Origin of the sequence: Klebsiella sp. LY (genome assembly GCF_004010915.1) — a bacterium.
Classification (GTDB): domain Bacteria; phylum Pseudomonadota; class Gammaproteobacteria; order Enterobacterales; family Enterobacteriaceae; genus Klebsiella; species Klebsiella quasipneumoniae.
This window is the reverse complement of record NZ_CP022444.1, coordinates 813921-839304: the sequence shown is the minus strand read 5'-3', so window position 1 is coordinate 839304 and position 25384 is coordinate 813921. Positions and strand designations below refer to the sequence as shown.

Below are 25384 nucleotides of genomic sequence, written 5' to 3'. Positions count from 1 at the left end.
ATTCCAGCGTAATCTGCAGCGCCACGATCAGGACAGACCTGCTGCGCGGCAGCGCCGGGGGGGACTAGCGGAAAACCACCTGCGCCCAGCGGGCCAGCCCGGCGGTTACCGAGCCAAAATCATCGCCACCGGCCAGCGGAATACCGGGCAGCCGGGCCGCCAGCGCCTTTTTGATCAGCGGCGAGCGGGCGCTACCGCCGGTAAGATAGATCACATCCGGGGTGGTCTGGCTGCTGTCGAGGGCGAGCTGCACCTGCTCCATAATGCGGGCCAGAGGCTGATCCAGCGCCGCTTCCAGACCCTGCTGAGCGATATCGGTAGCCAGCTCGTCCTGAATAAACGGCAGCGCGGTCTCAACGCGGGCGGCGCTGGAGAGGGCGATTTTGCTCTCTTCGGCGCTGCGCACCAGGCGATAGCTCAGACGCTGACGCCAGACCTTCAGCAGCAGGGCCACCTTATCGGCATCCCGGGCGCTGCGCAGCAGATCGTTCAGCAGTCGGCCATTGGCGGTACTGTAGAAATCGCTCTGCGCCGGGACGTCGTTGATCGCCACCGCATTCCACCACGGGAGGATCGGCAGCGCGGTGCCTTTCTCCGTTTCGCCGCCCATGCCGAGAAGGGGCATCAGGCATTTAAAGGCCAGGGCAATGTCGAGGTCGTTACCGCCGATGCGGCAGCCGCTGTGGCCGAGCAGGCTCTGCTGGCGGTCGGCGCGCTCCCGCCACTGCGGGCCCATCAGCAGCAGGGAACAGTCGGTGGTGCCGCCGCCGATATCGACGACCAGCACCCGCTTCTCTTCATTGAGGGTAGCTTCGAAATCCAGGCCGGCGGCCACCGGTTCAAACTGGAAGACCACGTCGCGAAAACCGGCGCGAAGGGCGGCCCGCTCAAGGATCCCCTGCGCCTGGGCGTTGGCGTCGTCGCCGCCGAGGCCCTGGAAGTTAATCGGTCGGCCAATCACCGCCTGGTCAATCTGCTCGGGCAGCTGGCTTTCCGCCTGCAGTTTGATGTGCAGCATCATGGCGCAGACCAGGTCTTCAAACAGGGCCACCTGCTGCGGCTTGAGGCCGCTGGCGCCGAGGAAGGACTTTGGCGATTTAACGAAGTAGACCTCTTGCGGATCTTCAACATATTGATGCAGTGAGGCGAGGCCGAACTGCACGCTGTTGCGCAGCACCTCGATGTCTTCGTCGCGGTTGGCGGCAATCGCCCGGCGCAGCAGCGCCTGGTTTTCATCGCTGTGGGTGGGGACGTCATGATGGCGATAGAGCCACTCGCTGACCGCTTCGCGCGTCGGCGCGCAGAGCATCGAGGGCAGCAGGGCGCTGCCGTTTTCCAGCGTCAACAGCTGGGGCTTGTTTTCCCGCATCACGGCCACCGAACAGTTGGCGGTGCCGTAGTCAAAACCAATAAACATCGTCTGCAAAATCCCCATGCCGGTGAAGAAGGGGGGCGACTTTAGCGGATCGCCGTCATGGCGACAACCGGAATTTAAAAGCAAGGCGCTGACGGTGAAGGGCGACTATCATTGAAACGCTATATAAAGGAGAGCTTATGGTGCTGTTACCCTGGACCCCGCCTTACGACTGGGCGTGGATGGTTGGTTTTCTGCAGGCGCGTGCGGTCGCTGGCGTCGAGCGTTTTCATGACGGCGGCTACAGCCGCAGCTTTCGCGTAGCAGGCCACGGCGGGCTGATTCATCTGGTGCCGGACGAGGAGGCGCAGGGCCTGCGGGTGACGCTCTCCCCGGGGCTGCAGCCGGTGGCTGAGATCTGCTATGCGCGAATTGGCCAGCTGTTCGATCTGGCCTGCGACCCGCAGCAGGTCGCTCGCACGCTGGGCGACCTGGCACAGGCGCGACCGGGGCTGCGCCTGCCCGGGGCGCTGGACGCTTTCGAACAGGCGGTGCGCGCGGTGCTCGGCCAGCTGGTGAGCGTGGCGATGGCCGCCCGGCTCACCGCCAAAGTGGCGGCCGGCTGGGGCGAACCGCTGGCGGACGCCCCCGGCTATGTCTTATTTCCGACGCCGGAGGCGCTCTCCCGGGCCGATCCGCAGGGGCTGAAGGCGCTGGGGATGCCGCTTCGCCGCGCGGAGGCGCTGATCCACCTCGCCCGGGCGGCGCTCAGCGGCGAGCTGCCCCTGACGGCGCCAGCGGACATCGACGCCGGGCTGCGTCAGCTGCAGACTTTGCCCGGGATTGGCCGCTGGACGGCAAACTACTTTGCCCTGCGCGGCTGGCAGGCGAAGGATATCTTTTTGCCGGACGACTACCTGATTAAACAGCGCTTTCCGGGAATGACGCCAGCCGCCATCGCCCGCTATGCCCGCCGCTGGCAGCCGATGCGATCTTATGCGCTGTTGCATATCTGGTATACCGATGACTGGGCGCCGGCGGCGGAATAGCCGTCCGGGGCGCATACCACTGGTATCGGGACGCTGAAATCCCTATAATTGCCGCGTTTGGCGGTCCGCCGCCACCCTCCATCTCTATCCAGGTTAATCAGGTCGCAAAAATTTATGACTGATATGTCCCATCAGTGCGTCATTGTAGGTATCGCCGGCGCATCGGCTTCTGGCAAAAGTCTTATCGCCAGTACTCTCTATCGCGAATTGCGTGAACAAGTTGGCGACGAACATATTGGCGTCATTCCGGAAGACAGCTATTACAAAGATCAAAGTCATCTGTCGATGGAAGAGCGCGTCAAAACCAACTATGACCACCCGAGCTCAATGGACCACAGTCTGTTGTTCCAGCACCTGCAGATGCTGAAAAGCGGCCAGCCGATTGAACTGCCGGTCTACAGCTACGTCGAGCATACCCGCACGCCGAACACCATTCACGTCGAGCCGAAGAAGGTGATTATTCTTGAAGGGATCCTGCTGCTGACCGACGCGCGTCTGCGTAACGAGCTCAACTTCTCTATTTTCGTCGACACCCCGCTCGATATTTGCCTGATGCGCCGCATTAAGCGCGACGTTAACGAGCGCGGCCGCTCCATGGACTCGGTGATGGCCCAGTATCAGAAAACCGTGCGCCCGATGTTCCTGCAGTTTATTGAGCCGTCGAAGCAGTATGCCGACATCATCGTGCCGCGCGGCGGCAAAAACCGCATCGCGATTGATATTCTGAAGGCCAAAATCAGTCAGTTCTTTGAATAACCTGGCCGAATTGTGTAACGTGCAAAGAGTAGCCCTGTTGCCCTCTCCGCCGCGAAGCGTGCGGGAAGCAGCCTTATAAGGAGAAAGCCCATGCGTCTGTGTGACCGAGATATCGAAGCCTGGTTGGATGAAGGGCGACTGGCCATCAATCCGCGCCCGCCCGTTGAGCGTATTAATGGCGCGACGGTTGATGTACGGCTGGGTAATAAATTCCGCACCTTCCGCGGCCACACGGCGCCGTTTATCGATTTAAGCGGCCCGAAGGCCGAGGTCAGCGCCGCGCTGGACCGCGTGATGAGCGAAGAGATCGTACTGCCGGAAGGGGAGGCCTTTTTCCTACATCCAGGCGAACTGGCGCTGGCGGTGACCTACGAGTCGGTCACCCTGCCTGCCGACCTGGTGGGCTGGCTTGACGGACGCTCCTCGCTGGCGCGCCTGGGGCTGATGGTGCACGTGACTGCGCACCGCATCGACCCGGGCTGGTCTGGCTGCATCGTGCTTGAGTTCTACAACTCCGGCAAACTGCCGCTGGCGCTGCGCCCGGGGATGCCCATCGGCGCGCTGAGCTTTGAACCCTTATCGGGCCCGGCGGCGCGGCCATATAATCGCCGTGAAGACGCCAAATATCGCGACCAACAGGGCGCGGTGGCGAGCCGAATCGACAAGGATTGATAACGTCAACGGGGTGTTGCTGAGGGTGCCATGAGACGAATACTGACAACGCTGATGATCCTGCTGGCGGTCATTGTCGCCGGGCTTACCTCGTTGGTATTGCTGGTCAATCCCAACGATTTTCGCGCCTATATGGTGCATCAGGTGGCAGAGCGCAGCGGTTATCAGCTTGAACTCGATGGCCCGTTGCGCTGGCACGTCTGGCCGCAGCTCAGCATTCTCAGCGGACGCATGACGCTGACCGCCCGAGGCGCCGAAGAGCCGGTGATCCGCGCCGACAACATGCGCCTCGACGTGGCGCTGTTGCCGCTGCTTTCGCACCAGCTGCAGGTGAAGCAGGTGATGCTCAAGGGGGCGGTGATCCAGCTGACCCCGAAAACCGAGGCGGTTCGCGACAGCGCCGCGCCGGTGGTGCCGCATGACAACACCCTGCCGCTGGCACCGGAGGACCGCGGATGGTCCTACGACGTGCGCCAGCTGCAGGTGGCCGACAGCGTGCTCTTCTTCCAGCATGAGAACGGCGAGCAGGTGACCGTGCGCGACATCCGCCTGCAGATGGAGCAGGATGAGAACCACCGGGCCACCGTCGATTTCTCCGGCCGCGTCAACCGCGACCAGCGCGACCTGGCGCTGAGCTTCTCCGCCACCGTGCAGGGTGGCGACTATCCGCACTCGTTAAAAGCCGACTTTAGCCAGCTCAGCTGGCAGCTGCGCGGCGCCGGGCTGCCCCCCGACGGCATCAATGGTCAGGGGAGCCTGCAGGCCAGCTGGCAGGAAGATAGCAAGACCCTGCGCTTTGATAATCTGAACCTGATGGCCAGCGGCAGCACCCTCATCGGCAACGGCAGCGTGGTGCTGGGAGACCGCCCGGACTGGTCATTGGATCTGCACGCCACCACCCTGAATCTTGACAGTCTGCTGGCATCCTCTTCGCCGGCGACCGACAGCAGCGCCAGCCAGCAGGGCCAGAGCCAGACGCGACCGCTGCGTCCGGTGATCGCCGACAGCGATGAGCGCGAAGATTATCAGAGCCTGCGCGGTTTTAACGGCCGGATGGCCCTGAGCGCCGACCAGCTGCAGTGGCGCGGCCTGAACTTCACCCAGGTGCAGAGCGAAATCAGCAATCAGCAGGGGCTACTGACGGTCAGCAAAATGCAGGGCACCCTCGACGGTGGCCAGCTCTCCCTCCCCGGAACCCTTGATGCCCGCGGCGACACGCCGCAGGCGACGTTCCAGCCGGCGCTGCAGAACGTGGAGATTGGTTCGCTGATCAAAGCCTTCAACTATTCATTAAGCCTGACCGGCAAGCTGTCACTGACCGGCGAGTTTTCCGGAACGCGCATTGACGCGGATGATTTCCGCCGTCACTGGCAGGGCCAGGCACAGCTCCAGATGACCGATACCCGAACCGAAGGACTTAACTTCCAGCAGCTGGTGCAACAGGCCGTGGAGCGCAGCACCAACGTGCGGGCGCAGGAAAACTATGACAATGCCACCCGCCTGGATGCCGTGAGCAGCCAGCTGACGCTGGATAACGGGCTGGTGACGCTGAACCGCCTGCAGGGGCAGTCCGATGTGATGGCGATGACCGGCGAAGGTCAGCTTGATTTGCAGAAAGAGAACTGCGATATGCGCTTTAACGTGCGCGTGCTCGGCGGCTGGAAAGGCGAGGGCAAACTTATCGACCGCCTGAAACAGACCGCTATCCCGCTGCGCATCTATGGCGACTGGCAGTCGCTGAGCTACAGCCTGCAGGTCGACCAGATCCTGCGCAAACAACTGCAGGATGAAGCGAAGCAGCGCCTCAACGACTGGGTCGAACGTAATAAAGGTAGCAAAGAGAGCAAAGACGCCAAAAAACTGCTCGATAAGCTGTAATCGTCCAGACCAGCAGCCCGGGACTTCCGGGCTGTGTCATTGTCGTCAAAGTGTGATGTCACGTTAATGCCGGGCGGCGGCTACGCCTGATCCGGCCAGGGTTGTGCGATAGGGGTAATTCCCCGGTCTGTGTCGCCCTCCCGTAGGCCTGATAAGCGAAGCGCCATCAGGCAGTGTGGCGGCTGTAGAGCATCAATTCCCCGTGATGAGAGAATATCGTCAAAGTGTGATGTCACCTTAATGCCGGGCGGCGGCTACGCCTGACGCGGCCTGGGTTGTGCGTCAGGGGGTAATTCCCCGGTTTGTGTCGCCATTCCTTAGGCCTGATAAGCGAAGCGCCATCAGGCAATAAACAGGGTCCCTGGCTATCAATTTTACGGCCCGGGATACCCCGGGCCGTTATTTATCCCTTAGGATTACACCTCATAATCCAGCTCATCCTGCTTTACCGGCGGGACGATCTGCACCTTTTGCACCCGATGGCTGTCGACCTGCAGCGTGCGCAGGGTATAACCGTCAATCTCAATGGTTTCCCCCACCTGCGGCACATGCTGCAGATACTCCATCAGCAGACCGGCAACGGTGTGGTACTCACGTTTATCATCCAGTGGCAGCGGAACGTACTGCACCAGATCCTCCAGCGGCATATGGCCGTTAACTGTCCACGAACCGTCCTGATGATGCTGAATATCATGTCGGGCGTCGATCTCCTCCACCTCGTTGGGCAGATTGCCGGCGATAGTCTCCATCACGTCGCTCAGGGTCACAATCCCCTCGACGGAGCCAAACTCGTCCACCACAAAGGCAAAGTGGGTGCGGGCCTGACGGAACTGCTCGAGCGCGGAGAGGAGCGGCAGCCCCTCCGGAAAGACCAGCGGCTGCCGCACCAGCGCCTGCAGATCCAGCGGCTCCTGGCGCAGGGACTGCTGGAGCAGGTCGATAACATGTACCACTCCCAGCAGGTCTTCATTATCTTTCCCGCCGGTCACCACCAGGCGGGTATGCTGATTTTTTTCCACCAGGCTGCGGATCTCTTCCTCCGGCGCACTGAGGTTGATGCGCTCGATATCATGGCGGGAGGTCATAATACTGCTGACGCTGCGCTGATTCAGGTTCAGCACCCGCTCAATCATCAAGCGTTCCTGCGGATTAAACAGTGGATGATGATCCTGATCGGCGACCAGCGACGCCGTGTCAGCATCCAGTTCAGCTTTTTCTTTCTGACCGCTCAGCAGGCTCATCACCGCCTCGGTGGTGCGTTGACGCAGCGTCATATTGGCGGAAAGAAAGCGACGGCGGTTAAACAGCGCCAGCTGGTTAAGGGCTTCAATCATCACCGAGAAGCCAATTGCCGCATATAAATAGCCTTTCGGAATAATAAAGCTGAAGCCTTCAGCAATCAGGCTGAAGCCGATCATCAGCAGGAAGCTCAGACAGAGGATTACGATGGTCGGATGGCTGTTAACAAAGCGCGTCAGCGCCTTGCTGGCCAACAGCATCAGGCTGATGGCGATAACCACGGCGGCCATCATCACCGCCAGGTGGTCGACCATGCCGACGGCGGTGATCACCGAGTCGAGGGAGAAAATGGCGTCGAGCACCACGATCTGCGCCACCACGGCCCAGAATTTCGCCCCTTTGCGCTGGGTGGGGTTATCGCTGTCTTTCCCCTCCAGCCGCTCATTAAGCTCAACGGTCGCTTTGAACAGCAGGAATAAGCCGCCAAACAGCATAATTAAATCGCGGGCGCTGAAGCTGAAGTCGCGAAAAGCAATTAACGGTTTGGTTAGGGTGACCAGCCAGGAGATAGAGGCCAGCAGCAGGAGACGCATGACCATCGCCAGCATCAGACCAGTGATCCGCGCGCGGTCGCGCTGGGCGGGCGGGAGTTTCTCGGCGAGGATAGCGATAAAGACCAGGTTATCGATGCCCAACACCAGTTCGATAACCACCAGCGTGACGAGACCTGCCCAGATTGACGGATCGGCAATCCATTCCATATGTATTAAAACCTGTACGACTGCGGTATGTGTTACCACGATCATGGATAAGATGAGTCTAAAATGCAATAACGACGCGGATATCGCCCTGCCATGGATGGATATATTTCCAGCACATAAAGCGAACCGATAAGAATTATGTTCCGGTAAAGAACAGTGAAAAAATAACACCATGGCCACTGCTCTGGAATAAGCGAGCCGGTATCAGAACTCCTTCAGCTGCGTATCAGCGAGGGCGGTAAAAGGGCTTCATCCCACGGTTCGTTACGGCGAGCATTGATGCGCACAGGAGAAGCGAAGCGCGAAGCCCGCTCACAAAACCGGCAAAATTCATATTATGAAGTGAGCGCAGAATAGGGCAGAACGCAGTTCATAGACGCCGAATTGCGGTAATATGTCACCATATCTGGCTGTTTATGCTGAAATATATTGTCTGGCGAAATTTATTATCTATATCTATTCTTTGCGGGCACAGGCACAGCGTGGCGGGCCCGGCGCCCCGGAAAGCCCGCCTGGCGCGCCTCTCCGCCACATGGTGTGGTGCAGGAAACGAGCCGCTGAATAACCTGAACGAAAATAAGATTATTCTCAGCTCTAACTGTTGGTAAATGGAAGTTGTGTGTATTCTTTTACGTGACAGTGAATTTAAGAATTTGGCGGGCAGATGCCCGGGCAGTATCCGTGTATTATCAGTTTCAATGGATTTGTGACATGTACAATTTTGCATAACTGCGTGTTTTGCAACCAAACAGGTGAAGATGAATATGGCGAATTTGAAAGCGGTTATTCCGGTCGCAGGACTAGGCATGCATATGCTGCCGGCCACAAAGGCAATTCCAAAGGAGATGCTGCCGATCGTTGATAAGCCAATGATTCAGTACATCGTTGATGAAATCGTCGCCGCCGGGATCAAAGAGATTGTCCTGGTGACGCACTCCTCGAAGAACGCGGTGGAAAACCACTTCGACACCTCCTACGAGCTGGAAGCCCTGCTTGAGCAGCGCGTGAAGCGTCAGCTGCTGGCGGAAGTCCAGGCCATTTGCCCGCCGGGCGTGACCATCATGAACGTGCGCCAGGCACAGCCGCTGGGTCTGGGCCACTCCATCCTCTGCGCCCGCCCGGTAGTCGGGGATAATCCGTTTGTCGTGGTGCTGCCAGATATTATCCTCGACGGCGGTACCGCGGACCCGCTGCGCTATAACCTCGCCGCCATGGTCGCCCGCTTTAACGAGACCGGCCGCAGCCAGGTGCTGGCGAAACGCATGCCGGGGGATCTCTCCGAATACTCCGTCATCCAGACCAAAGACCCGATGGTGGCGGAAGGCCAGGTGGCGCGTATCGTCGAGTTTATTGAAAAACCGGACGAGCCGCAGACCCTGGACTCCGATCTAATGGCGGTGGGGCGCTATGTGCTGTCGGCGGATATCTGGGCCGAACTGGAACGTACCGAGCCGGGCGCATGGGGCCGTATCCAGCTGACCGACGCCATTGCCGAACTGGCGAACAAGCAGTCCGTTGACGCGATGCTGATGACTGGCGAAAGCTATGACTGCGGTAAGAAAATGGGCTACATGCAGGCCTTCGTCACCTACGGAATGCGTAACCTGAAAGAAGGTACCAAATTCCGCGAAAGCATTAAAAAACTGCTGGCCTGAACGCCAGCCTGAGACCGAGCGGCAGGCTCTGAACATCCGTCCTGCCGCCCATAACGTTATGCAAAATTTATTCATAACGTGAATGTTATAACGATTGTAAAGAAACGTATGGCTTCGGAGACTTCTGGTAGTTTGTCTCTGGCCTCTGTGGTGCAATGGTCGGAGTAGCGGCAATAATGCTTTATGAATAGTCACTTAGTGCGACAATTCCTAAAGCCAAGGGAAAGCGGTCAACGTCAGCCAAAAATAAAACTTGACTGCGATCATGTTTCCGCTTTAAACATCTCACTTGCATGCATAAAAATGTGAAATGAATTGGCATGCGAGCTGGTACAGACATTACGGATAATCCCTGAGCACGGCAGTGGACATCATCGAAGGATCACAGGTATATGAACTGGCAACTCATCTCATTTTTTGGCGATAGCACCGTTTTGCTGCCCAGCGCAGCGGCGCTGTTTATTGTCCTGATGCTGCGTAAAACGTCGCGGTTGCTGGCGTGGCAGTGGAGTTTGCTGTTCGGCATCACCGGCGCTATCGTCTGCGCCTCCAAACTGGCCTTTATGGGCTGGGGTCTGGGCATTCGCGAGCTGGATTACACCGGCTTCAGTGGCCACTCTGCGCTCTCCGCGGCCTTCTGGCCTATCTTCTTATGGCTGCTTAGCGCCCGTTTTTCGGCGGGTGTGCAAAAAGCAGCCGTCGCCACCGGCTATATTCTGGCCGCTGTGGTGGGGTATTCACGGCTGGTCATTCATGCGCATTCCGTCTCGGAAGTGATCGCTGGCCTGCTGCTCGGCGCTGCCGGCAGCGCATTATTCCTGCTGCTGCAAAAACGTACCACCCATTCGGAAAGCGTGAGTATTTCCTGGGGCGGCGTCGCGTGCCTGGTGATGGTCCCCCTTATCCTGTTGCATAGCGGCAATAAAGCGCCGACTCAGTCCCTGCTTGGGGAAATCGCCACTGCAATTGGGCCGCTGGATAAACCCTTTACTCGAACTGATCTACATAAGCAGGTCTGGTAATCGCCATTTGTTTTACAGGGGAAATTAAGTTTTCGCCGGTTAAATAGACAAATAAGAAAATAATCTACTATATGACAGGCAATTGATAATTCATATTTATGAAATAATGAAGTGCTACTACATTGTTATTGCATATTTGTCTGGATATAGCAGGTATGAGACGTTTCTTAAATGCACTGAGAAAGGACCTGGAGCACGTCTGCTGAATATTCTGATACCAGGAAACTATTAGAAATTGTAGTTGACTTAGACGCCATCATCTGATTTTTGAATGTCGCGACCTTTCCGTAAAATGTGTTGTTTTACAGATGGTTAGCTTCATGCTTGATAGTGTGGCAACAACGTAACACTGTTTGGCCGTTTAACGTAGTGAATAATCTTAAGCGTTGATCCGCTTATTTTCGCCTATAAAAGGGCAAGCAGCATTAATTGGCAGATATTCGGCAGCAAGACTCCCAATTGTGACCGAAATCCCGTAGACTTAACGCCGCAAAAAATAAAGGCCTGACCAATTTATCACCCACAGGCCGATTAAATACGCCGTTCAGGTAGTCAGTGCGCTGGTAGCTGTTAAGCCAGGGGCGGTAGCGTCGCTGAAACCGCCTGCTGCAACACAAAACACTTTCTTTGAACGGCTATAAAAATCGACATACTCTGGGTGATCAGCGCCAAAGATATCAATCATGCTCATCAGATATCCTCATAAAGAGGTCAGGCGAAGCTGCTGATATCACCTATACACCAACTTTCCGATCACATCGATAGCCTGTACGGTAAAATTCGCCTACATTGTGAGCTGGGTGGATGTGATAAGGGTGACAAGCAGCTTAGGGTAACTGTACTTGCCTCGCCGGTGTTGCACAGTGAAGTCAGCTGGTGCCGCGAGCGCTTTCTATCTTGGTATTCCCCTCATTCTCATTGAGATACGACAGCGGGGCTGAAAATGGATCTTGTACAATGATAAAAATTGCGCGCATTGCCGTGACGCTGGGCTTGCTTTCCTCACTGGGAGCCCAGGCTTACGCGGCCGGGTTAGTAGTAAATGATAACGATCTGCGAAATGACCTTGCCTGGCTTTCCGATCGCGGGGTCATCCATCTGAGCCTGTCGACGTGGCCGCTGAGCCAGGAAGAGATCGCCCGGGCGCTAAAAAAAGCTAAACCGTCCTATTCTTCTGAGCAAGTGGTGCTGGCCCGTATCAATCAGCGACTGTCAGCGTTAAAAGCCGATTTCCGGGTTACCGGCTACACCTCAACCGACCAGCCGGGCACTCCGCAGGGGTTTGGCCAGACGCAGCCGGCAGATAATTCGTTAGGCCTGGCGTTCAACAACAGCGGCGAGTGGTGGGACGTACACCTCCAGGGCAACGTCGAAGGGGGAGAGCGGATCAGCAATGGCTCGCGCTTCAACGCCAACGGTGCCTACGGCGCGGTGAAGTTCTGGAATCAGTGGCTCTCCTTTGGCCAGGTACCGCAGTGGTGGGGGCCTGGATATGAAGGCAGCCTGATCCGCGGGGATGCGATGCGGCCGATGACGGGCTTCCTGATGCAGCGCGCAGAGCAGGCGGCACCGGAAACCTGGTGGCTGCGCTGGGTAGGCCCGTGGCAGTACCAGATCTCCGCCAGCCAGATGAATCAATATACCGCTGTGCCTCATGCCAAAATTATCGGCGGACGCTTTACCTTCACACCGTTCCAGTCTTTAGAATTAGGCGCGTCGCGCATTATGCAGTGGGGCGGGGAAGGGCGCCCGCAATCCTTCAGCAGCTTCTGGGATGGCTTTACCGGGAAAGACAATACCGGAACGGATAACGAGCCGGGAAACCAGTTGGCCGGATTTGACTTTAAGTTCAAACTTGAGCCGACCTTAGGCTGGCCTGTGAGCTTCTACGGACAAATGATCGGCGAGGATGAGTCTGGTTATCTTCCATCGGCAAACATGTTCCTCGGCGGGATTGAAGGGCACCACGGCTGGGGTAAAGACGCGGTGAACTGGTATATAGAAGCTCATGATACGCGAACTAATATGAGCCGCATTGGTTACAGTTATACCCACCATATTTATACGGATGGTTACTATCAGCAGGGTTATCCTCTGGGAGATGCGATGGGGGGGGATGGCCAGCTTGTCGCTAGTAAGGTTGAACTGATAACAGAGGACAATCAGCGTTGGAGTACGCGTTTGGTATATGCCAAGGTAAATCCAAAAGATCAACCAATTAATAAAGCATTCCCTCATTCAGACACCTTGAAAGGTGTGCAGTTGGGCTGGAGCGGGGATGTTTATCAGTCGGTCCGTTTGAATACTTCACTGTGGTACACCAACGCTAACAACAGTGACAGCGATGACGTTGGGGCCAGTGCAGGGATAGAGATACCGTTTAGTTTATAAGGCTGAATGCTGAAAACAGGGGGAGAGAGGGTGGTAGCCTCTGCAGGACGCAGTCAGCTTTTATCTCTCCATAGGCCGGCAGGGAAGCAACGGCTATGACAGCTGCTCAGGAATTGGCAAATTTTGGTTTACTGATGATGTGACATTATGAAGAAAAAACTTGTTAGATTTTCGGCATTAGCGTTGGCTATTGGGTTTTTATCGGGTTGTACAATTATCCCTGGTCAGGGATTAAATAGTCTGCGGAAGAACGTAGTGGAGCTTCCGGACAGTGATTACGATTTGGATAAACTGGTAAACGTTTACCCGATGACGCCGGGCCTGATCGAGCAACTCCGTCCGGAGACTGTGCTCGCTCGTCCAAACCCACAACTAGATAATTTACTGCGTAGTTATGAATATCGCATTGGGGTCGGCGATGTATTAATGGTAACAGTTTGGGATCACCCAGAGCTAACAACACCTGCAGGTCAATATCGTAGCGCCAGCGACACCGGTAACTGGGTTAATTCCGATGGTACAATTTTTTACCCATATATTGGTAGAGTACAAGTTGCTGGGAAGACTCTTAGCCAAGTGCGTCAGGATATCGCTAGTCGGCTGACAACATATATTGAAAGCCCACAAGTTGACGTTAGTGTTGCTGCCTTTCGCTCTCAGAAAGTTTACGTCACAGGCGAGGTTATAAAATCAGGGCAGCAGCCTATTACAAATATTCCATTGACGATAATGGATGCTATTAATGCCGCGGGAGGGCTCGCTCCAGATGCTGACTGGCGAAATGTTGTATTAACGCATAACGGAAAAGATACAAAGGTATCTTTGTACGCATTAATGCAAAAAGGAGATTTGACAGAGAATCATTTACTCTTTCCGGGCGATATACTGTTTGTACCGCGCAATGATGACTTGAAAGTATTTGTGATGGGCGAGGTTGGAAAACAAAGTACATTAAAAATGGACCGCAGCGGTATGACCGTCGCGGAAGCGTTAGGAAATGCAGAAGGTATGTCACAAGCTTTTAGTGATGCTACTGGTGTATTTGTTATTCGTCAGCTAAAAGGTGATAAGCAAGGTAAAATTGCTAACATTTATCAGCTCAATGCCCAAGATGCTTCAGCAATGGTGTTGGGTACAGAGTTCCAGTTACAACCCTATGACATTGTCTATGTTACTACCGCTCCTCTTGTTCGCTGGAATCGCGTGATATCACAACTTGTTCCAACAATTTCTGGTGTGCATGACATGACAGAAACGGGTAAATTTATTAGAACTTGGTAAAAAATATGTTTGACTCAATATTAGTTGTATGTACTGGCAATATTTGTAGATCACCTTTGGGTGAACGATATCTACGTCGAGAATTTCCTAATAAAAAAATTGACTCCGCAGGAACTGGTGCTCTAGTTGGATATCCAGCAGATGCAAGCGCTGAAAAGGTGGCAAATATTAATGGGTTATCCCTTGAGGGACATCGTGCACAGCAATTTACAGCAGATTTAGCCCGATACTATGAATTAATATTAGTGATGGAAAAATATCACCTTGAGAAGATTGCAAAAATAGCACCTGAAGCAAGAGGAAAGGTAATGCTATTTGGACAATGGCTGAATCATAAAGAAATCCCGGATCCGTATCGAAAAAGTGACGAAGCTTTTGCCTCTGTTTTCCAGCTAATTGATCAAGCTGGTCAAAGTTGGGTTGAAAAGTTAAGCAGATAATTATCAGGAATAATTGCATGCCATTAATTAAAAATAAAAAGCTAGATAAAGACGCTGATGAAATAGATCTGGGTCGCATCATAGGGGAGTTGATTGACCATCGTAAGCTTATAATCGCAGTAACAGCGCTGTTTACTTTCATTGCGTTACTGTATGCATTATTTGCTACTCCAATCTATCAGGCTGATGCTTTATTGCAAGTAGAACAAAAGCAAGGTAATGCCATCCTTAATAGCTTAAGTCAAATGCTTCCTGATAGTCAGCCACAATCAGCGCCTGAAATCGCACTATTGCAATCCAGAATGATTTTAGGAAAAACAGTCGATGATCTAAATCTTCAGGCTATAGCCGAGAAGAATTACTTTCCTATTTTTGGTCGTGGATGGGCTCGTTTAATTGGCCACAAACCAGAAAATTTGACTATCACGAGGTTATACTTACCATCTTCAGATAAGGAGTTACCTGAGCTAAATTTAACTGTAAAGGATAAATTACATTATACAGTTGAGTATAACGGAAAAAAAATTGACGGAGTTGTTGGTGTTTTATTAGATAGTGATGGAATAGCTTTAAAGATTGATCGTATAGATGCAAATGAAGGTTCAGACTTCACTGTTAGTTATATTTCAAAATTAAAAGCCATTACTGATTTGCAAGAATCTTTTTCAGTAACTGATCAGGGAAAAGACACTGGAATACTAACATTAACATTGAGAGGTGAAGACCCTAAGCATTTGAAACAGGTTTTAGATAGCATTAGTGATAATTATCTTGCTCAAAATATTGCAAGACAAGCAGCCCAAGATGCTAAAAGTTTAGAGTTCTTAAATGCTCAGTTACCTAAGGTCAGAAGTGATTTAGACTTAGCAGAAGATAAGCTGAATCAATATCGCCGGCAAAAGGATTCTGTTGATTTATCATTGGAAGCTAAGTCAGTGTTAGATCAAATCGTTAATGTCGACAATCAATTAAATGAACTAACCTTCAGGGAATCAGAGATATCACAATTATATACAAAAGAGCATCCTACATATAAAGCTCTAATGGAGAAGAGGAAAACACTTCAAGATGAAAAGTCAAAATTAAATCAACGAGTTACAGCTATGCCTAAAACTCAACAGGAAATTTTGAGATTAAGCAGAGATGTTAATTCTGGGCAAGCTGTTTATATGCAATTACTTAATCGGCAGCAAGAGCTTAATATAGCAAAATCAAGCGCTATCGGGAATGTAAGAATAATCGATAATGCAGTATCGCAGCCCAAACCCGTCAAGCCTAAAAAGATTTTGGTATTAGCAGTAGGATTTGTGTTGGGTCTGATGGTTTCATTGTCATTAGTGTTTTTACGAATATTTCTACGTAGAGGAATTGAAAGCCCAGAACAGCTTGAAGAAATTGGCATTAGTGTCTATGCAAGTATACCTGTCGCAGAAAATTCTGTAAAAAAAGCAAGTCAGATCAGACAATTTACACAAAAAAATGAAAAAGAATATACAACTTTCTTGTCTATAGAAAATCCTGCGGATTTAGCAATAGAGTCTATTCGTGGTCTTAGGACAAGCCTGCATTTTGCAATGATGGAAGCGCGAAACAATATTCTGATGATATCAGGAGCCAGCCCAAATGCAGGAAAAACTTTTGTAAGTTCAAATCTTGCAGCAATTATTGCTCAAACAGGTAAAAAAGTATTATTCATAGATACTGATATGCGTAAAGGATATACGCACAAGCTTTTTAATAAAAATAATGAGAATGGACTATCTGATGTTCTTTCGGGTAAAATAGCTTTTGAAAAAGCTATAAAGCAGATCGATTCTTGCGGTTTTGATTATATTTCAAGAGGTTCTGTACCTCCAAATCCGGCTGAATTATTAATGCATCGACGATTGAATGAGTTATTAATTTGGGCTAATAGTCAATATGATATCGTCATCTTAGATACGCCTCCAATATTAGCTGTAACTGACGCAGCGATTATTGGGCAGTATGTCGGTACAACTTTGCTTGTTGTACGCTTCGAGCAAAATACCGTTAAGGAGATTGAAGTTAGCTTTAAACGGTTTGAACAAAGTGGCGTGACAGTTAAAGGCTGCATTCTTAATGGTGTTATTAAGAAAGCTAGCAGTTATTATGGTTATGGGTATAACCACTATGGTTATAACTACGGAGAAGATAAATAGCATTTGACGTAAAAATTAAATGCCATCTTGAGGAAGATGGCATTTAATATTATCTGTTGTCTTAAACTATTGAACATTGTTGTATATCTCAATTATATTAAGACATGCACAAAGCAATATTAATAGTTGCGCTTTGTAACACAAAATGTTATTTACGGGAAGGAAGTAAATGAAAATTTCTGTCGTTATTCCATACCACAATGACTCTAAAACAATAGCTAGGGCAATAAAAAATGCAATTAACCAAAGTCATCAACCTCATGAAATAATTATTATTGATGATTTTTCTGATGATAGCACACACCTTCAAGAAATTATTAGCGAAATAAAAGAACAAACAAATATAGATATTAAATATATCAGAAATACTAATAATATGAATGGTGCATACTCAAGGAATGTGGGGATTGTATCGAGTACTGGACAGTTTGTAGCTTTACTTGATGCTGATGATTTCTGGAAAAGCTGTCATCTGGAACAGGCATTGAGTTCGTTGATAAATAATAAGTCGGATTTTGTGTTTTCAAATATTATTAATATTTCTCACGATGGTGTGGAAACCATCAGGAAAGTGACTAATCCTGAATTATTAGAGAATAAGTTTGATGTGCTTTTGTACTCCCCGCCACAAACTAGTTCTTTTTTCTTCTGTAGAGAAAAACTATTAGAGGCAGGTATCCTTTTTGATGAATCTCTTTCAAGGCATCAGGACTATCAGTTTTTTCTAGATGTTTTGAATAGTGGTCTGAAGGCATCATATTTAGATAGTTACAGTACTTATTATTATTTAGGCAATGGAAAAAGAAATTTAAAAGAAACTCAATTTCATTCTATGCTGGGTTTTTGGGAAAAGAATAAGAACTTGTTCACAAGTAAAAAACTTGCGCCAATGATAAATAGAATATTACTCGATTTATATATATGTCTTGATAAAAAAAGAGCTCGAAAGATAAAAGAAAGCTATTCTGTATCTAGACAGAATTATACTTTTCCTATCCAAATAATTGCACGAATAATAGGGCAGAGCACTAATTTTCGGAAAAAAATAGGAATGAGCATGTTTTATTTATATTATAACCCTAGTGCCTTTTTCAAAAAAATAAAGAAATAAACTATATGCAAATTCAGCATTAAAGGATTGTTATGAATAATGTAAAGCTTAGAAAGTCTGAATTATTTATTTTTAAAATGACGGATCTTTTGTTAAAGTCTTCAAAGTTACTAACAAGATACAAGATTTTTCCGAGACATATTTATCTTACCATCAAAAAAGTCAAAGATAAAAATATAATGAGGTGGTTAGATAAGACCTTTAAATTATCTACGTCAGTAAAACAGTATCAAGGTGAAAATAAAAATAAAGTAAATAAAATTTGGATATGTTGGTTGCAAGGTGAAGATAACGCACCTGATATTGTAAAAAAATGCATTGAAAATATCAAAGTATATAATTCGGAAAAATTTGAGGTTTATATTATCACTTGGGATAACTATAAGGAATATGTGCAAATACCTAAGCATATACATATAAAAACTGAGCAGGGTTTGATTAGTAAAACTCATTTCTCTGATATACTCAGATTTGCATTGCTTGCGGAACATGGGGGATTATGGATAGATTCAACATACCTAACTCTAAAACCTTTACCTGAGTATATTAATGAAGCATCGTTCTTTACTCTTGCTGGAAACAGTGAAAATACTAATGAGTTTGTACCAGCAGGAAGATGGTCAGGTAACTTTCTAAAATTTCCAAAAAATAGTGAATATGCGGTTTTTATCAGAGATATATTCTATGATTATTGGGAAGAGAATGATATATTAATAGATTATTTCTTAATTGATTACCTCATCTTGCTAACATATGTATCATTTGAACAATTTAAAAGAGAAATCGATGATCTACCAAAGTATGGCGAAAATTCATTTTTGATGTCAAAAATAATGTTTAACAAATTGAATGAAATGGATGATCTAAAAATTGAAAATGATAAAATTAAAATTTTCAAAATGAGTTATAAAAATATTGAACAGTTCATTCATAGATCTGAAGGTACGTATTACGAAAAGTATATTAAATAAGCACCAATGACAATATCTCTTAGGTGAGTAAAATGCTTCCGTATTTATTGGTACTATTCGTTTGTTGCGCATGGGCTGGATTAGAAAAAATAAACTTAAAGCGTAATGCTTTATGGGTTCCTTGCTGCATATTAGTCAGTTTTGCTGCTATGAGAGCATATTATATTGGGACTGATGCACCAATATATACTCTGCCATTTAGGATCAGCAATGTTACTCATGGATTTGAATATGATCCGAATATAGAATATGGTTATCAATTTGTTGTTAATTGTTTGCTTCAGTTAGTTGATGACTATTCTTGGTATTTTGCAGTAGTAGCCATGATAGTTGTATTCCCTGTGCTGCTATTCATGCGTAAATACTCTACCAACTATGTTCTTTCGTTATTCATATATATAACCTTTGGTTTCTATACAGCTTTATTCAATCCTGTTCGGCAAATGATTGCTGTATCTATATGTGTGTTTGCTATTAAATATTTATTAGAAAAAAAATTATTAAAGTATTTTATAATAATCGCTTTAGCATCCACGTTTCATATATCAGCATGGGTTATGTTACCTATGTATTTTGTTTGTCACGTAAACGTTAAATTAGAGATAAAGCTATTATCCGCTTTTCTGATATCGTTAATAGGGTCTTCGTTCATTATTAACATTCTTGCCGAATCAAATGATCGGTATTCTAATTACACGAGTGCAATGACGAAAAACGGCAGTGGTCTATATACTGTGGCATTTTATGTAATTATTGCATCCTTTATTTATCTTTTTGGTGGGCAGGAAAGGAAAGTTAATAAAGATTATAATTGTTTTGAACAGTTATTATTATGTGGTGTTATGGCATTAATACCAATTGCAGCACTAAGTACGGACCCCTCAGGGCCACAACGCATTATCACTTATTTCATTTTTTATGTAGTAGTTTTAATTCCAGTGATTTTGAAAAGGTTTAATAATGCATTCATCTATCTAATTTTTGGTATTTTAAGTGTTATATATTTCATGTTGACAACTTTTTTATTTGGTTCGATATATCCATATGAACTAAATGGTGTATTTAGAATTTTTTGAATGTTTCAAAAATTGATTAAGGTTGAATAAGGAATAAAATGTTGACCCCAAAAAAATTAAAGGTATTGCATGCTGCCGAAACGGTGAAAGGTGGCGTGGGGACCGTTATTAATAGTTTAGTATCATATCAACGAGAAAATAATGAAATTGACGATGTAATTTGTTTTGTTCCTGCGCAGCATGCAGATGTTATAACTGGTATCGAAAAAGAAAAAATATATACATTTGAACGAAATAAAAGAGGAATAAGTGCTTCACTATTATTTTCAATAGGATTGGCAAGAAATATTATTAACTTTAAGCCGGACGTTATTCATTTACATAGTACCTTCGCAGGCTTTTTGGGTAGAGTCATTATTTTCTTATTGCTTAAATGGCCAAAGACAAGAGTTGTATACTGTCCACATGCGTTTGCATTTATCATGAATTGCCATGGTTTTAAAAAGAAACTATATGTTGGGGTAGAGAACTTATTATGTAGAATTACAGATAAAATCATATGCGTGAGTAAATATGAGTATGACCAAGGGCTATTGGCCGGATTACCAAAAAACAAAATGGAAGTGATACATAATGGTGTGGAAATACCAGATATAAGTTTAAAAATTAAAAGTGACACATTAAAAGCTATTTATGTTGGTCGCTTTGATTATCAAAAAGGTATAGATATCTTACATAATGCCCTCAGATTATTTATGAGTTTTGAGAATACTTATAATATAAATTTCAAAATAATTGGAGATTTTGTAGCCGATGGTAATAGTGAACAAAAAATAGAATCGAAAGGTAAAATAAATATTGACTACGCTGGATGGCTATCAGCGGATAAAATACGTAATGAGTATAAGAGCGCAGATTTAATTATTATCCCTAGTAGATGGGAGGGGTTTGCAATGGTTCCGCTTGAAGCTATGAGTTATGGTGTTCCTGTGATTGCAAGTGATATCGGTCCTTTCAAAGAAATAATCAAGCATGGTGTATCAGGCATACTTTTTCGTACTGAACATTATGAAGAGTTAGCTGATATTTTGATAAATATTAATAAATATGATCTTGATAGTATGAGTAATAATGCACTTTCCAATTTAAAGAAAGAGTATACAGATACAAATATGAATCAAAAAGTAATTAAAATTTACCAATAAGAGCTATTTTTAAGGGGGCGATATGTTGAAAGACTTGATTAACAAATATGCAGTATTGATACCGACATACAATGATAACCTAGAAAATATAGAGAAAACATTCTCCAGCATCCCATTTGATGCTAATATTCTAGTAATAGATGATGGTAGTAAAATACCTTTTGAAAGCTTGACTGCGCAAGCTTTGTGTAGATATATAAATCTCAAAATAAAACGTTTAGAAATTAACAAAGGCATCGAAAATGCCTTAAATATAGGCAGTAGCATATTATCCACTGAATATAAATATATTGCTAGATTAGATATCGGAGACTATGGACCCTCAAATAGATTTGAAAAACAAGTTAGCTATCTGGAAGAAAATACAGATTGCGTACTAGTTGGTACTTGGGGCAGATTCATTGATATTGACGGTAAAGAATTATTTATTAGTAAATTACCTGTTGAGGATGCGGATATTAGAAAAAAAATGTATTTGAATAATATGTTTATACATCCTTCTGTTATGATGCGAAGTGATTCACTGATAAAAATTGGTGGATATCAAGGGATATATAAGTCATGTGAAGATTATGATCTTTTCTTTAGGTTGATGTCTATTGGAAAGGTGCATAACTTGCCTGAAGTACTAATTAATTATGAAGTAAACTTTTTAAGTATTTCATCATTGAAAAGAAAAACACAAATCAAAAATAGATTAAAATTGCAATTAAAGTATTTTAAAATAATCAAATTTGGATTCTTTCCCATTTATGGGATATTGAGAACTTTAGCTATCCTTTTTGTAAGCAGAGAGAATACGAATCGTATTCGGACGTTATTAAAAAAATAATATTTACATCTGCCTTTTTTACGTTTGGTCTAAAATTTCAGCTGGATATGATGAGTCTTTTGAGACTTGAAATTTATACATTGAGGAATTATTTTGAATAAAAAAATAATCTCTAATTCAATTTGGATGATGTCAGAGAAAATAATTTCTATCTTCGGGTTAATCTTTGTTACTTCTTTTGTAGCTAAGTATGTTGGGCCCACTATTTTTGGTGATATTGCTTTGGCAATGTCAATTTTTCAGCTTGTTCAAATAATTTCGCAGCTAGGATCAGATGTATTGATCTTTAAAAGAATTAGTAGGAAAGTGTCATCAGGAGTTAATTTAATTAATGTTACTCTCCCATTGAGGGTGTCAATATATTTACTATTTTCACTTCCGGTCTTATTATATAGTTTCATATATAATCATCATTCCGGTTTTTACTATGTTTTAGCAGCTTTTATTGCATGCCTTTTGCAAGCTCTAGATGTATATGCAATTTACTATGATGCATTACTTAAGTCTAAAGTTAACACATTAATCAATATCGTAGGTTTGATTATTTCACTTTTAGTTCGATGGTTTATTGCATTCTTTGAATTGAATCCGTTGTGGTTGGTAATCCCCATAATTCTTGCGGCTTTAATTCCGTTTTCTATTAGGTATATAGTTTATATAACGAATAACGCGTCAACGAAAATTTCACCAAGATATCAAAAAAAATATAAAATTTATCTTTTGAAGGCAGGATCGACATTTGTATTGTCATCCGTTTCGGTAGCAATTTATACTCGATTATCCATCTTTATTTTAGGTTTTTTCTATAGTTCTTCTGCAGTAGGTCTTTTCTCAGTAGCATCAACTCTTGCAACTTCGTGGGCTTTTATTTTAAATTCGATAATTGTATCAACCCTCCCGTCAATTTTTTCTGAGAATAATAAAGAACATGCTTTAAAGCAAACAGCAAAACTGAACATCATAGTTATTTTGATTTCTGTACCAATTGTTCTTGGTGTATATTTACTGGGTGGCTATTTTATTGACTTTTTCTACGGGGCGAAATATCATGATGCAGTTGAACCTTTAAGAATACTATGTATCTCAACTGTTATAGCCGCTTTAGGCACAGTTTCTGCGAGATTTATTGCAAAATACTCTGGATATTTATATCTTTCAAAGAAAATGTTATCAGTGGCAATCACTAGTTTATTTTTAAATCTGCTATGTGTATATTTCGGTGGTGTAAAAGGTGCTGCGTTTGCGACTTTAACTACTGAGTTTATATCGCTAACATTGTTCAATTACTTTTTTAAAAACGGCTTGGTTTTAAAACTTCACAAGGATACATGTCTACTTAAGTTGAGATAAGCTGAATTATTTTTTACTAAATGGTGGAAAAAATGTTTACTCGTAGAGGTGTATTAAAAACCATTTTCCCTGCATCAGTGTTTTCTTTTTTTATCAATAAAAGTTTCGGACAAAACTCTGTCACTCATATGGAGTGTAGTTCGCATAAGGAAAACATTGAAGCTTCTAATTTTTATTTTACTTCAGTTAATGAATTACGTAAAAAAAATGGGATTGAATCTGAATTAATTTACATTAAAAAAACAAGACCTACTGGGAGTGTTGATTACATTCCGTATAAACTAGACTCCAAAGATAAGGTAGCCAAAGATAATGGTTGGCTAACTATTGTGACGAAAGATGGAAAACGATATAAGCGGTTTCTTAACAATGAGAATATAAATTTAGAATGGGCTGAAATAAAAGATGGTGATGACATCGCACAATCATGGCAAGATGCTATAGATTTTTTGATATACTCCTCACAATTAATTGATTTTTATGCTCTTCCAGCAATAGAAATACCGAGAGGCAAATACAAGATAACAAATGGTATCATTTGCCCCCCGTTTGTTAAAAATGTAGCCATGGGGCAAGTGATTATAGATGGCACAGATTATGAGGAAATGAACTCTCCTATTTTCTGGATAAAAGGCTACAAATTTAATTATGATCAACAATTATTAGTTGGTGAGATATTATCAGCAACAATGGGCGGCGGGTTTACATTTATAGGTCCGCTTCCAGGTAGCAAGAAACATATAGTTGTTCTTAGAATAGGTAACACTGATAAAGAAAATGGACGTAATGGTTTCTCCAATTGTAATATTTCGATGTCCAATGTACATATCAAAAGAGGAACAATTGGGCTTGAATTAACATCTTTTGATGTTTTCTTATGTTCCTTTTCGTATTGTACATTTGGGCCTGGTAGCTATAAAAATATTTGCGTTTCAGATATATTTGACCGCAAATCTAATAATGCAGGAGAAAGGATATCATTTACTGATTGCGTAATCTATGGTGGAGGGCAAGGAGCTCATGTTTTTATAAGCGTACCAGGATTTAATATCGACTTTACTAATGTTAGCTTTGACTATTGTTTCGGTGACTATATTTATATAGACGCTTCTTATACTAAGTTACGGATTATTAATTGTCATATGGAGGGATTCGATGGTTATGTCATTAACTCAAATGATACGAAAAAAATTAGTAATTGTGTAGTCTCTTTATTTAATACAGACATAATGAGTACACTTGGTGATGGTAATCATGTTAAGATAGTTAATGATACAATAATTTCGGCTAACTCTATATGTAGACCTTTTTTTAATCATTTTAAAGGTGTTCAAGTAGTATTGAATCAGTCGGGTAATGTTAGTCAAGTCATTCCACCTTTTAACGAAAATATTTTTTGGATGAACCCTAAGGCTAATGGCGATCTGAAGATTATTAATTATCAAGGTGAACATCCTAAACCTATCTCTAAAAATAAACTAATGCTGTGTATTGAGAATTTTAACGAAGAAAAATTCTCCTATACCAATTCAGATATAATTAATGCAGAAGTTGACCATGATCTTTCTCTAAATTTAAGAGTAATAAATAATACTGCGATTGCAAGTTTTATTCTAAATCAAACTGAATTCCTTCCCTGTACCCAATTGCATTCATATGCAGCAGTATTATTTCTTGGTTTTTCAGATAAAAATGAAACCTTAAAAAGTAATCAACAATTATATATAGAAACACAATATATTTGGTTTGATTATAATCAGAAGCAAATTCTTCAAGAATCTGTTAATGTATCCTTTCAAGATATGTTAAAGTCATTTGAAGAAATGTTACCTAATATTTCAAAGATAGATACTTTTCCGGTGTGGCCACTTCAAAAACAAGCTCCTCCTTGTGCTTGTTATTTCAAAGTTAGATGGCACATTGGGAAAATTGAAAATGTTATTAATCTTAAAAAAATTTTTGTTTGGGAAATATAGATGAGCAGCATAGATGCATACAGTTATTGAATCGTATGTTAAAGTTGATTTACACGAATCATTTATAATGTTCATCCTTAACTTTATTACGCATGTCGATATTATTTATAATTATGGTTGACAGAGACTTTTTCAATTTTATTGAGTTAATCAAGCGGTATTAATTAATCAATATATCACTGTAAATACCTTTTTGTTCAATAATAGATCTTAACTCTAACCTCCCATATACAGCCTTGAGTACC

19 protein-coding genes and 1 pseudogene are annotated in these 25384 nt (G+C 45.3%); 17 read left to right on the top strand and 3 right to left on the bottom strand.

Features of this window, described 5'->3' with window-relative positions; translation table 11 throughout:
• Positions 1-64: 64 nt before the first annotated feature.
• Positions 65-1417 carry a molecular chaperone gene (gene yegD / locus CE636_RS06920; RefSeq protein WP_004201546.1) on the bottom strand — a complete coding sequence of 451 codons (1353 nt, stop codon included), beginning with the start codon at positions 1415-1417 and terminating at the stop codon, positions 65-67.
• Between the two features lie 137 nt (positions 1418-1554).
• Here yegD and alkA point away from each other — a divergent pair, with 137 nt between their 5' ends.
• The 4 genes from alkA (at position 1555) to asmA (ending at position 5709) form a co-directional block, all read left to right on the top strand.
• Positions 1555-2403: a DNA-3-methyladenine glycosylase 2 gene (gene alkA / locus CE636_RS06915; protein ID WP_017899366.1), complete on the top strand. Its 849-nt coding sequence runs from the start codon at positions 1555-1557 to the stop codon at positions 2401-2403.
• A 114-nt stretch (positions 2404-2517) separates the two neighbouring features.
• Complete coding sequence (udk, locus tag CE636_RS06910; RefSeq protein WP_002912442.1) at positions 2518-3159, top strand: uridine kinase; 642 nt, start codon at positions 2518-2520, stop codon at positions 3157-3159.
• A gap of 90 nt (positions 3160-3249) precedes the next feature.
• Positions 3250-3831, top strand: a complete 582-nt coding sequence (dcd, locus tag CE636_RS06905; protein WP_004151145.1) for a dCTP deaminase — start codon at positions 3250-3252, stop codon at positions 3829-3831.
• Positions 3832-3861: 30 nt separating this feature from the next.
• Positions 3862-5709: an outer membrane assembly protein AsmA gene (gene asmA, locus CE636_RS06900; RefSeq protein ID WP_017899367.1), complete on the top strand. Its 1848-nt coding sequence runs from the start codon at positions 3862-3864 to the stop codon at positions 5707-5709.
• Between the two features lie 416 nt (positions 5710-6125).
• On the opposite strand, the gene CE636_RS06895 is transcribed toward asmA, so the two are convergent.
• A complete protein-coding gene (locus CE636_RS06895) occupies positions 6126-7709 on the bottom strand; it encodes a TerC family protein (protein WP_017899368.1) in 1584 nt (527 codons plus the stop codon).
• A 758-nt stretch (positions 7710-8467) separates the two neighbouring features.
• Between CE636_RS06895 and galF the strand changes: the two are divergent.
• Positions 8468-9396, top strand: a pseudogene (gene galF / locus CE636_RS06890) (GalU regulator GalF).
• Between the two features lie 360 nt (positions 9397-9756).
• Positions 9757-10386, top strand: a complete 630-nt coding sequence (locus tag CE636_RS06885; protein ID WP_017899370.1) for a phosphatase PAP2 family protein — start codon at positions 9757-9759, stop codon at positions 10384-10386.
• 544 nt (positions 10387-10930) lie between these two features.
• Here CE636_RS06885 and CE636_RS28595 read toward each other — a convergent pair.
• Positions 10931-11077, bottom strand: coding sequence for a hypothetical protein (locus tag CE636_RS28595; protein WP_158512652.1), 147 nt, complete (start codon positions 11075-11077; stop codon positions 10931-10933).
• 266 nt (positions 11078-11343) lie between these two features.
• Between CE636_RS28595 and CE636_RS06880 the strand changes: the two genes are divergently transcribed.
• The 11 genes from CE636_RS06880 (at position 11344) to CE636_RS06830 (ending at position 25139) form a co-directional block, all read left to right on the top strand.
• Positions 11344-12777, top strand: coding sequence for a capsule assembly Wzi family protein (locus tag CE636_RS06880; RefSeq protein WP_017899371.1), 1434 nt, complete (start codon positions 11344-11346; stop codon positions 12775-12777).
• 147 nt (positions 12778-12924) lie between these two features.
• Positions 12925-14058, top strand: coding sequence for a polysaccharide export protein (locus CE636_RS06875; protein WP_017899372.1), 1134 nt, complete (start codon positions 12925-12927; stop codon positions 14056-14058).
• Positions 14059-14063: 5 nt separating this feature from the next.
• Positions 14064-14498, top strand: a complete 435-nt coding sequence (locus CE636_RS06870; protein WP_017899373.1) for a protein-tyrosine-phosphatase — start codon at positions 14064-14066, stop codon at positions 14496-14498.
• A 17-nt stretch (positions 14499-14515) separates the two neighbouring features.
• Positions 14516-16678 (top strand): polysaccharide biosynthesis tyrosine autokinase, encoded by a 2163-nt coding sequence (locus tag CE636_RS06865; RefSeq protein ID WP_017899374.1) that lies wholly within the window; start codon positions 14516-14518, stop codon positions 16676-16678.
• A gap of 169 nt (positions 16679-16847) precedes the next feature.
• Positions 16848-17789, top strand: a complete 942-nt coding sequence (locus tag CE636_RS06860) for a glycosyltransferase family 2 protein (RefSeq protein ID WP_017899375.1) — start codon at positions 16848-16850, stop codon at positions 17787-17789.
• Between the two features lie 32 nt (positions 17790-17821).
• Positions 17822-18760, top strand: coding sequence for a capsular polysaccharide synthesis protein (locus CE636_RS06855; protein ID WP_017899376.1), 939 nt, complete (start codon positions 17822-17824; stop codon positions 18758-18760).
• Between the two features lie 32 nt (positions 18761-18792).
• Positions 18793-19836 (top strand): EpsG family protein, encoded by a 1044-nt coding sequence (locus CE636_RS06850; RefSeq protein WP_071600385.1) that lies wholly within the window; start codon positions 18793-18795, stop codon positions 19834-19836.
• 38 nt (positions 19837-19874) lie between these two features.
• Positions 19875-20981 carry a glycosyltransferase gene (locus tag CE636_RS06845; protein ID WP_017899377.1) on the top strand — a complete coding sequence of 369 codons (1107 nt, stop codon included), beginning with the start codon at positions 19875-19877 and terminating at the stop codon, positions 20979-20981.
• 22 nt (positions 20982-21003) lie between these two features.
• Positions 21004-21813, top strand: a complete 810-nt coding sequence (locus CE636_RS06840) for a glycosyltransferase (protein WP_017899378.1) — start codon at positions 21004-21006, stop codon at positions 21811-21813.
• A gap of 93 nt (positions 21814-21906) precedes the next feature.
• Positions 21907-23163, top strand: coding sequence for an oligosaccharide flippase family protein (locus tag CE636_RS06835; RefSeq protein WP_071600386.1), 1257 nt, complete (start codon positions 21907-21909; stop codon positions 23161-23163).
• Positions 23164-23195: 32 nt separating this feature from the next.
• Positions 23196-25139 (top strand): Tat (twin-arginine translocation) pathway signal sequence, encoded by a 1944-nt coding sequence (locus CE636_RS06830; protein WP_223171686.1) that lies wholly within the window; start codon positions 23196-23198, stop codon positions 25137-25139.
• Positions 25140-25384: the final 245 nt, after the last annotated feature.

What these genes read in the sequence shown, in the direction of transcription:
- CE636_RS06845 (WP_017899377.1), top strand. Translation starts at nt 19,875, where the DNA reads ATGTTGACCCCAAAAAAATTAAAGGTATTGCATGCTGCCGAAACGGTG.
- CE636_RS06830 (WP_223171686.1), top strand. Translation starts at nt 23,196, where the DNA reads ATGTTTACTCGTAGAGGTGTATTAAAAACCATTTTCCCTGCATCAGTG.
- CE636_RS06855 (WP_017899376.1), top strand. Translation starts at nt 17,822, where the DNA reads ATGAATAATGTAAAGCTTAGAAAGTCTGAATTATTTATTTTTAAAATG.
- dcd (WP_004151145.1), top strand. Translation starts at nt 3,250, where the DNA reads ATGCGTCTGTGTGACCGAGATATCGAAGCCTGGTTGGATGAAGGGCGA.
- CE636_RS28595 (WP_158512652.1), bottom strand. Translation starts at nt 11,077, where the DNA reads ATGAGCATGATTGATATCTTTGGCGCTGATCACCCAGAGTATGTCGAT.
- CE636_RS06865 (WP_017899374.1), top strand. Translation starts at nt 14,516, where the DNA reads ATGCCATTAATTAAAAATAAAAAGCTAGATAAAGACGCTGATGAAATA.
- CE636_RS06885 (WP_017899370.1), top strand. Translation starts at nt 9,757, where the DNA reads ATGAACTGGCAACTCATCTCATTTTTTGGCGATAGCACCGTTTTGCTG.
- CE636_RS06895 (WP_017899368.1), bottom strand. Translation starts at nt 7,709, where the DNA reads ATGGAATGGATTGCCGATCCGTCAATCTGGGCAGGTCTCGTCACGCTG.
- udk (WP_002912442.1), top strand. Translation starts at nt 2,518, where the DNA reads ATGACTGATATGTCCCATCAGTGCGTCATTGTAGGTATCGCCGGCGCA.
- CE636_RS06880 (WP_017899371.1), top strand. Translation starts at nt 11,344, where the DNA reads ATGATAAAAATTGCGCGCATTGCCGTGACGCTGGGCTTGCTTTCCTCA.
- CE636_RS06850 (WP_071600385.1), top strand. Translation starts at nt 18,793, where the DNA reads ATGCTTCCGTATTTATTGGTACTATTCGTTTGTTGCGCATGGGCTGGA.
- CE636_RS06860 (WP_017899375.1), top strand. Translation starts at nt 16,848, where the DNA reads ATGAAAATTTCTGTCGTTATTCCATACCACAATGACTCTAAAACAATA.
- CE636_RS06875 (WP_017899372.1), top strand. Translation starts at nt 12,925, where the DNA reads ATGAAGAAAAAACTTGTTAGATTTTCGGCATTAGCGTTGGCTATTGGG.
- asmA (WP_017899367.1), top strand. Translation starts at nt 3,862, where the DNA reads ATGAGACGAATACTGACAACGCTGATGATCCTGCTGGCGGTCATTGTC.
- CE636_RS06870 (WP_017899373.1), top strand. Translation starts at nt 14,064, where the DNA reads ATGTTTGACTCAATATTAGTTGTATGTACTGGCAATATTTGTAGATCA.
- CE636_RS06840 (WP_017899378.1), top strand. Translation starts at nt 21,004, where the DNA reads ATGTTGAAAGACTTGATTAACAAATATGCAGTATTGATACCGACATAC.
- alkA (WP_017899366.1), top strand. Translation starts at nt 1,555, where the DNA reads ATGGTGCTGTTACCCTGGACCCCGCCTTACGACTGGGCGTGGATGGTT.
- yegD (WP_004201546.1), bottom strand. Translation starts at nt 1,417, where the DNA reads ATGTTTATTGGTTTTGACTACGGCACCGCCAACTGTTCGGTGGCCGTG.